The organism is Nocardia brasiliensis NBRC 14402 (assembly GCF_000308475.2).
Classification (GTDB): domain Bacteria; phylum Actinomycetota; class Actinomycetes; order Mycobacteriales; family Mycobacteriaceae; genus Nocardia; species Nocardia brasiliensis.
In genome coordinates this window covers 1-7,848 of the sequence record NZ_BAFT02000039.1, presented here as the reverse complement: position 1 = coordinate 7,848, position 7,848 = coordinate 1, and the positions used below count along the sequence as shown (strand labels likewise).

At 68.3% G+C, this 7,848-nt stretch carries 7 protein-coding genes and 1 pseudogene; 4 read left to right on the top strand and 4 right to left on the bottom strand.

The genetic code is table 11. The features are described from left to right. Together TY25_RS43200 and TY25_RS13015 are read left to right on the top strand one after the other, a co-directional pair. Window positions 1-806: pseudogene (locus TY25_RS43200) on the top strand (serine/threonine-protein kinase); the annotation flags it as partial. A gap of 62 nt (window positions 807-868) precedes the next feature. After that, window positions 869-2,575 (top strand): serine/threonine-protein kinase, encoded by a 1,707-nt coding sequence (locus TY25_RS13015; RefSeq protein WP_042256199.1) that lies wholly within the window; start codon window positions 869-871, stop codon window positions 2,573-2,575. Between the two features lie 7 nt (window positions 2,576-2,582). On the opposite strand, the gene TY25_RS40485 is transcribed toward TY25_RS13015, so the two are convergent. Continuing rightward, a complete protein-coding gene (locus TY25_RS40485; protein ID WP_052382949.1) occupies window positions 2,583-3,416 on the bottom strand; it encodes a GNAT family N-acetyltransferase in 834 nt (277 codons plus the stop codon). 119 nt (window positions 3,417-3,535) lie between these two features. Next, window positions 3,536-3,853, bottom strand: a complete 318-nt coding sequence (locus tag TY25_RS44015) for a hypothetical protein (protein WP_226887186.1) — start codon at window positions 3,851-3,853, stop codon at window positions 3,536-3,538. A gap of 293 nt (window positions 3,854-4,146) precedes the next feature. Between TY25_RS44015 and TY25_RS40480 the strand changes: the two genes are divergently transcribed. Then, window positions 4,147-4,671, top strand: coding sequence for a hypothetical protein (locus TY25_RS40480; RefSeq protein ID WP_052280275.1), 525 nt, complete (start codon window positions 4,147-4,149; stop codon window positions 4,669-4,671). Window positions 4,672-4,716: 45 nt separating this feature from the next. Here the strand turns inward: TY25_RS40480 and TY25_RS12995 are convergent, their stop codons facing one another. Next, complete coding sequence (locus tag TY25_RS12995; RefSeq protein WP_042256198.1) at window positions 4,717-5,841, bottom strand: acyl-CoA dehydrogenase family protein; 1,125 nt, start codon at window positions 5,839-5,841, stop codon at window positions 4,717-4,719. A gap of 9 nt (window positions 5,842-5,850) precedes the next feature. Beyond that, the gene (locus TY25_RS12990; protein WP_029901465.1) at window positions 5,851-7,023 is read right to left on the bottom strand and encodes an acyl-CoA dehydrogenase family protein; all 1,173 of its coding nucleotides are present in this window, start codon (window positions 7,021-7,023) and stop codon (window positions 5,851-5,853) included. Window positions 7,024-7,264: 241 nt separating this feature from the next. Between TY25_RS12990 and TY25_RS12985 the strand changes: the two genes are divergently transcribed. Further along, window positions 7,265-7,848: hypothetical protein (locus TY25_RS12985; RefSeq protein WP_042256196.1), on the top strand; the 584-nt coding region annotated here is incomplete at its 3' end.

The following is a 7,848-nucleotide window of genomic DNA, read 5'->3' as shown; positions in this document are numbered from 1 at the left end:
GCCCGAATCACCTTGCGGGCCAGTCCTTCCCGACACCGCCGCCGCACACGCTGGTGGACCGGCCGCAGGGCACCGGGCCCAATCCGCAACCGACCGCGCCGTATCAGGGCCCGCAGCATCAGGGCCCGCAGCCGGGATACAACTTCACCCCGCCGCCCGGACCGCCGATGGGGATCGCCGCGCGCCCGTCCGCGGGCCCACCGCGCAAGAAATCCAACGCCGGTCTGATCATCGGTATCAGTGTGGGTGTAGTGGTGCTGATCCTGGTGGTCCTCGGCATCATCGGCGCCGTCACCGACGACGGTTCCACCGCGGGCACCACGACGACCAGTGCGACGAAACCCGGCACCGTCGTCGACGCGACGGCGGAGTCGATCAGCGCCGAGTTCCCGCGCATGGTGCCCGCGTCCAAGACCGAAGAGGTCGGCTACAACGGCGCGAAATGCTGGGAGACCGACACCAGCTACACCCCGTCACCGGGCGCGGGCGATCCGGACTTCGGCGCGTGGGCCTGGCAGTGGCGCTGCTACGGCGGCGGCACCAACTCCGATCCGCTCTACCGGATCTATGTCTACAAGTCCGCGGCCGACGCGCAGGCGGTGATCTCGAAGCTGCCCTCGAACACCAAGGCGATGGACTCCAACGGTGGACAGTCCTATACCAACTACAAATTCGACGAGAGCGGCCCCAAGATCGTCACGGCCTTCACCGGCGACCCGGATCGTGCGCAATACCTGATGTTCACCGATGGCTCCGGAACCATCGACGAGGTCTTGCGCTGGTGGCGCTCGGCGCCGCTGAACTGAACCATGCTGCGCATCGGGCTCACCCGTCGCCCGACCACCACCCCTGATCGGATCGCTACGCGATGCTAGAAACCTTCGCCGGGTACACCATCGAACGCCTGCTCGGCCGGGGCGGCATGGGATCGGTGTACCTGGCCCGCCATCCCCGCCTGCCGCGTTTGATTGCGATGAAGGTGCTGAACCCGGAGGTGTTCCACGACAAGGAGATCCGAACCCGTTTCGAGCGGGAGGCGGATCTGGTCGCCCGGCTGGACCACCCGAACATCGTCACCGTCTTCGACCGCGGCGTCGAGGACGAGCAGCTGTGGATCTCGATGCAGTACATCGACGGCACCGACGCCGCCGCGGTGGACGCCGCCACGCTGGCGCCGGGGCGCGCGGTGCAGATCATCGCCGAGACGGCGAAGGCGCTCGACTTCGCGCACAGCCGCGGTGTGTTGCACCGAGATGTGAAGCCCGCCAACATCTTGTTGGAGGGCACCGGCGGCGCGCTGGACCGGGTATTCCTCACCGATTTCGGCATCGCGCGCTTCCGCGACGACACCGGGCGGCTCACCCAGACCGGAACCTTCACCGCCACACTGGCTTACGCCTCGCCCGAGCAGCTGTCCGGTGCGCTGCTCGATCACCGCTCGGACCAGTATTCACTGGCCTGCACGTTGTTTCGGCTGCTGACCGGCACCGTGCCGTTCGATGCCACCAATCCGGTCGCGGTGATCCAGGGGCACTTGCAGGCGCCACCGCCGCCGGTCAGCCGGTTCCGTCCCGGTCTGCCACCGGCGTTGGACGCGGTGCTGGCGCAGGCGATGGCCAAGCGCGCCGAGGATCGGTTCGGCTCGTGCACCGAGTTCGCCGTGGCCGCTGAGCGCGCATTGATCCGGGCGGCGCCGAACCGCCCACAGCCCCAACCGCAACCGCAGGCCCCGGCGCAGCTCCAGCAGCCGCACCCACAGCACCAGCCGCAGCCACATCCCCAGCACCAGCCGCAGGCGCAGCCACATCTACAGCAGCAGGCGCAGGCGCACCCACAGCCGCCACACGCACAGCCCCATCAGCTGAGGGGCAACCACGCCGCAATCCCGAACCGTCGCTCGCGTTCGCTCGGGATGGGCCTGGGCCTGGGCCTGGCGCTCGGCTTGATCGTCACGATTACCGTGGTCGCGCTGCGCGACAACGGATCATCTGGCACCGCGGCCCCCACCACGGTCTCTCCGATGAGCAGCACGTCGACGCCCGAACCGGCTGCGCCCCCGGCCCGGCCGAGTACCGCCCCGCCCACCACTGCCGACAGAGCAACGATCGGCGAATACGCCTCCACCCTCAGCGACGCCTTCCCCGGCATGCTGCCCAAAACCACCGCCACGCAGCTGGTGCACTCCGGCACCGGCTACAACAAGGCGGGCTGCTTCGCCTCGGATCCCACCGCCGAGCCCGCGGACGACGAAGACCCGCCGCTGGGCAACTGGTTGGTGAAGTGGCGCTGCTTCGGCGGGCCGAACAAGGCCATCTTCTCCTTCTTTCTGTATGCCTCGCCGGCCGAGGCGCGCGCCGCGCTCGACGGCCTGCCCGCGAACGAGCGCAGCACGGGCGTCAATCACGGTCGCGAGCTCACCAATTACACGTTGCCGCACAGTAGTAGCAAGCGCCCGCGCATGGTCACGGATTTCACCGCGGACCCGCAGCGTGCCGCGATGCTGATGTACTGCACCGGTTTCATCGCCACCGACGCCGAATTCATGGACTGGTGGACGCGCGCGCCGTTGACCTGAGCCTGCTTCAGCCGAAGGTGTGATGCACGAATTCGTGGGTGGGATGGAAGCCGATCGCCTGGTAGATCTTGCCCGCGGTGCGGTTGGCGACGTCGGCGAACAGACATACATCGAGTCCGTCCGAGCGCAGGTCTTGCGCGAGGCCCGCGGTGACGGCGCTCGCGTAGCCGCGACCGCGTAGCGCGGACGGCGTGTAGACCAGGCCGATGCGCGACCACTTGTACACCGGAATCTGGTGGGCGGCAAGACTTACCGGTTGCCCGTCGCGCTCCCAGAACCAGAGCTGTCCCGCCCCGACGCGACGGCGGATGGTGTCGGATTCGGTGGGCAACCAGGTCATCCCCCCGTCGGCGTACATCGCCTCGGACCATTCCAGGCACAACTCGGTATCGGATTCGGTGGCCCGGCGCAGTGCCCCCGGCACGTCGGGCACCCGCAACACCCCGAGCCGATAGAGCCGCGCGCGATAGGACTCGTGGAAACCGATGTCGAAGCGGGCGCTCCAGCGCTCGGCGAACTCGGTCGCGTCGCCGACGAGTCCTTCCACGCCCGCGGCTTCCGGCTCGACCTCGGCCAGCGCGTCGGCCACCTCGCCGGCGCCCTTGTGCGGCAGTTCGCCCAGATAGACGTCGCGGTCCTGGACTCGCATGGCCACCCCGGTCACGGCGCCGTCCTCGGCGTGTAGGGAAAGGAATCTCGGCGTGCTCGTGCCGGACGCGAGACCGGCGATATGGCCGGCGACGCTCGACGTGATCACGGTGTGCCGCAGCGGATCACGGAGCAGGAACGATTCGGTGCGCGCGCGGAACTCGGCCGCGTCCGTGGTGATCTCGATCCGCATAGCTCACCACGGTAGGCGCCTAAAGCGTTGGGCGCCCGTATTTTTCGGTGACCAGCAAGTTACCGCTCGGCGACCGACCGACCGGTCGCCCGGCGGCTCGGTCGCGGCGGGCGCGGTTGTCAGTCGTCTTCGGCGGCAACCGGTTCCGCGACCACCGATTCGGGGTCGCCGCCACCGGCACGGAGTTTGAGCAGGACCAGCCCTGCGGTGCACGCGAGAATCAATCCGGCGACGGTGATTTCGACGTGTAGGCCGGCGATGCCGAGGGCTGCCCCGACGAGTCCGCCGACGAAGATGAACCAGGCGACCGCCCGCGAAACAATCGTGGACAGCGAGCGCGCTGGCTTGTCCGACACGAGATGCTGCGGAGTAGCCGACACCGCATCCTTGGCGGCTGCGGACGACTCCCGCTGCGACGTTGTCGAGTAAGCTCCCATCATCTACTCCTCGATGACGCCGATCAGAGAACCAATGCCGCGTTCATCAACACAACGCTTCTCTCATCTGGGTACAGGCGTCTCACGCGTAACTTTGCTCACACGCTACGACCACAGCGGGCCACAGGACAGCGACACGTGCCCACGACACGCCGAAGTGACCATTTCGATATCTGAATGAGGACCGTTTACACGCGCCCCGCCGGCGCATCGTCAGCGACCGCTTCGCCTGGCCGGGCCGTTCCCGCTCGAGTAAGGTGAGGCCCACTCGAACCGCATCAGGAGTGTCACCGATGGAGCGCAGCAGGACCAAGATCGCAGGTCCGGCGATTGCCGTAGGAGCGGTTTCTCTCGGACTCGTCCTCATCGGCGCCTGTGGAGTCGGCAAGCAGGACACCTATGTCGCGCCGCCGCCGTTGCAGTCGGATCCCAACGTGGTCGCGGCCGCCGCGCAGCACGAAGGCCCGAGCGTGACCGCGCCGAAGATCTCGATCCCGCCCTCGCCGACCTGGCAGATCGCGCCGTATCAGGCCCCGCACGCGACGCCGTTCACCGGATTCGCCACCACGACCACCGGCGAACCCACCCCCGAGGATCCGAGCCACCCCGCCCGCGAAGGCGCGTCGAGCACCAGCTCGGCCGAGGAACCGTCCGAAACCCCCACCACCCGCCCGACCAGGCCGGCCACCACGACCAGTCCCCGGCCGACCACGACGACGGAGGAGCCGGAGCCGACGACCACCCGGCCGCGGCCGACCGGCAATCCGTCGTCCGAGCACTCGCACGACGAATCGACCGGTCTGCCCGACGGCGAGTGAGCCACGCCGTGCGGTGGTGCGTGGATCACGCACCACCGCACGGGTTCACAGCTCGGGCTGGGAGTACTCGCCGACCTTGTCGCTCAGCACCCGCAGGTGCTCCAGCGCGCCGCCGAGCGTGCGTTCGATCGCGGTCAGCCGGGCGACGTAGTGGCCCACCGGGTATTCGGCGGTGACGCCGATGCCACCGTGCATCTGGATGGCTTCCTGACCGATGTGCCGCGCCGAACGGCTCACCTGCAGCCGTGCCCGCGACGCCACGTGCGGATCGCTCTGCCCGTCGGCGAGTGCGGCCGTGGCGTACAGGCTGATGCTGCGGGCCAGCTCCAGCGAGACGTACATGTTCGCCGCGCGCTGGGTGAGCGTCTGGAACTTCGACAGCGTGACCCCGAACTGCTTGCGCTGCTTGAGGTAATCGGTGGTGAGCCGTAAAGCCTCTTCCATCGCGCCCACCGATTCCGCGCACAGGCTCGCCTGCGCCTGCACGGTCACGGTGCGGATCGCCGCGGCCGCGTCACCCGCGCCGAGCAGTTCGGCGGGCGTCTCGGCGAACTCGAGCTGCGCGGCCCGCCGGCCGTCCACCGTGCGGTAGGACTTGCGGGTCACCCCGGTCGCACCGGCGTCGACCAGGAACAGCCCGGTCTCGCCGCCGGGCAGCAGCGCGCTGACCACCAGTTCGTCCGCGCTGTCCCCGTGCGGGACCGGATTCTTGACGCCGCTGAGCGTGTACGAATCACCCTGTGCCGCAGCGGAGGTGGTGAGCTCGGCGGCGGGCCAGCGGACGCCGGGCTCGGCATGGGCGAAGGCGAGCAGCTTGTTGCCCGCCGCGACCTCCGGCAGTACTCGCTGCCGTTGGTCGGCGCTGCCCGCCAAGGTGATCAAGCCGCCCGGCACCAGCACGGCGTCCAGGATCGGCTCCGGTGCGAGCCTGCGGCCCGCCTCCTCGAGCACCACCATGGTCTCCACCGGGCCGGCCCCGACGCCGCCGTCCTCCTCGCTGAAACTCAGGCCGAGCACGCCGAGTTCGGCCAGCTGACGCCACACCTCGCGGCTCCAGCCGAGTTCGGTATCGGTGACCTTCAGCCTGGTCTCCGGATCGTAGGTGCGGGCGAGCAGGTCGCGGACCGTGTCCCGCAGCATGCCCTGTTCATCGGTGAGATCGAAATCCATGGCGGCGCCTCACAATCCGAGGATCGTGGAGGCGATGATGGTGCGCTGCACCTCGCTGGAGCCTCCGTAGATGGTTGTCTTGCGGTAGTTCAGGTAGCCGGGGCCGCTACGCTGCGCCCAACCGGGCGAAGCGATCTCGTCCGCGTCGACCGGCAGTGCGTCCGGGCCGGCGATGTCGAGCAGCAGTTCGGTGGCGGCCTGCTGCAACTCCGAGCCGCGCAGCTTCAGCACCGACGAGGCCGGATTCGGCTTGCCCTCCGACGAATTCGAGACCACGCGCAACTGGGTGAGTTCCAGGGCGAGCAGCTCGTTCTCCAGTTCGGCGACCCTGGCCGCGAACAGCGGATCTTCCAGCAGCGTGCCGCTGCCCGACTTGGTCTGCGCCGCATATTCTTTCGCGACGCCGATCTTCACCTTGGTGCGACCGACGCCGGTGATGCCGGTGCGCTCGTTGCCGAGCAGGAACTTGGCGTAGGTCCAGCCCATGTTCTCCTCGCCGACCAGCTGATCCGCCGGCACCCGGACGTTCTCGAAGAACACCTCGTTCACCTCGTAGCCGCCGTCGATCAGCTTGATCGGGCGGATCGTGACACCGGGCGACTTCACGTCGAAGAGCAGGAACGAGATGCCCGCCTGCTTCTTCGGGGCGTTCGGATCGGTGCGCACCAGGCAGAAGATCCAGTCCGCGTACTGCGCGAGCGTGGTCCAGATCTTCTGGCCGTTCACGATGTAGGAGTCACCGTCGCGTACCGCGGTGGTGCGCAGCGAGGCCAGGTCGGAGCCTGCGTCGGGTTCGGAGAAGCCTTGGCACCACCAGATGTCCAGGGCCGCGGTGGCGGGCAGGAAGCGCTGCTTGAGCTCCTGCGAACCGAAGTGCGCGATCACCGGGCCGACCATCTGCGCGTTGAAGGTCAGCGGGTCCGGCACCGAGGCGAGCTGCATCTCGTCCTGCCAGATGTGGCGCTGCATCGGGGTCCAGTCCTTGCCACCCCATTCGACCGGCCAGTTCGGCACCGCGAGACCGTGCTCGTTGAGGATCTTGTGCGAGCGGACGATGTCGTCGCGGGACAGCTCGCGCCCGTACTTGAACCGTTCGCGGATTTCGGCGGGGATCTCGGTGCGGTAGAAGTTTCGCAGTTCGTCGCGGAAGGCGACCTCGTCTGGGGACAGGCTTATTTTCATACGCAGCTCCGTCTGTGTCTCGTACGTCCGAGTCCAAACTACCCCTCGGTAATACTCGACTGTCGAGTGGATCACAGCGCCGGGACACGCGCGGCCACCTCCGGCTTTGCCGCCAACCCGTTACGCCGGACGCCGCACGAGCAGGTGAACAGCGGTGCTACCCGGGCGATATTTCCGACGAACTGGTACGTTGCTGCACGTGGGTTGGGGACCCCTGAGCCTTGGGTATCGAGGAGTACGAGTGAACGGCAGGACCATCACACGCGCCGCCGCGGCCGTGACCACTCTCGGCATCGGCGCCGCGCTCACTCTCGGCGGCCCCGCCGCCGCCGAACCCGAACCGACGCCACTCGACGCCGGACTCACCCACCTCACCGAGACCGCGGGTCCCGATCCGGCCGTGCAGGCCGGAGTCGGCGCGCTCACCCAGTACACCAAGCTCGTCGACGTGGCCGCACTGCGCCACATCACCAGCGCTTTCACCCCGTTCGCCTATGCCGCACCGACTTTCGGCTGCGGCAGCCTCGGCCCGATCACCACGATCATCGCGGCCGCGAGCACCGACGGCGTCGGCAACAGCCAGGACCTCAATGTCGCGCCGGGCACGCTGCGCTTCAGCGCCACCCCCGCGCATTCGGGCATCCCGCTGGCCTCCGGGCTCGTCGTGGCCTGGGTGAACATCAACAACGGCGCCAGCGGCATCGATCCCCTCGACGACCTGACCGAGTACGGGCTGCCCTCGCTGTCCAAGACCGTGCGCAGCGGCCCCGGCACCGTCATCGCCTCGATGTGGGGCATCATCGACTACCCGGGCGCGCACTGCGT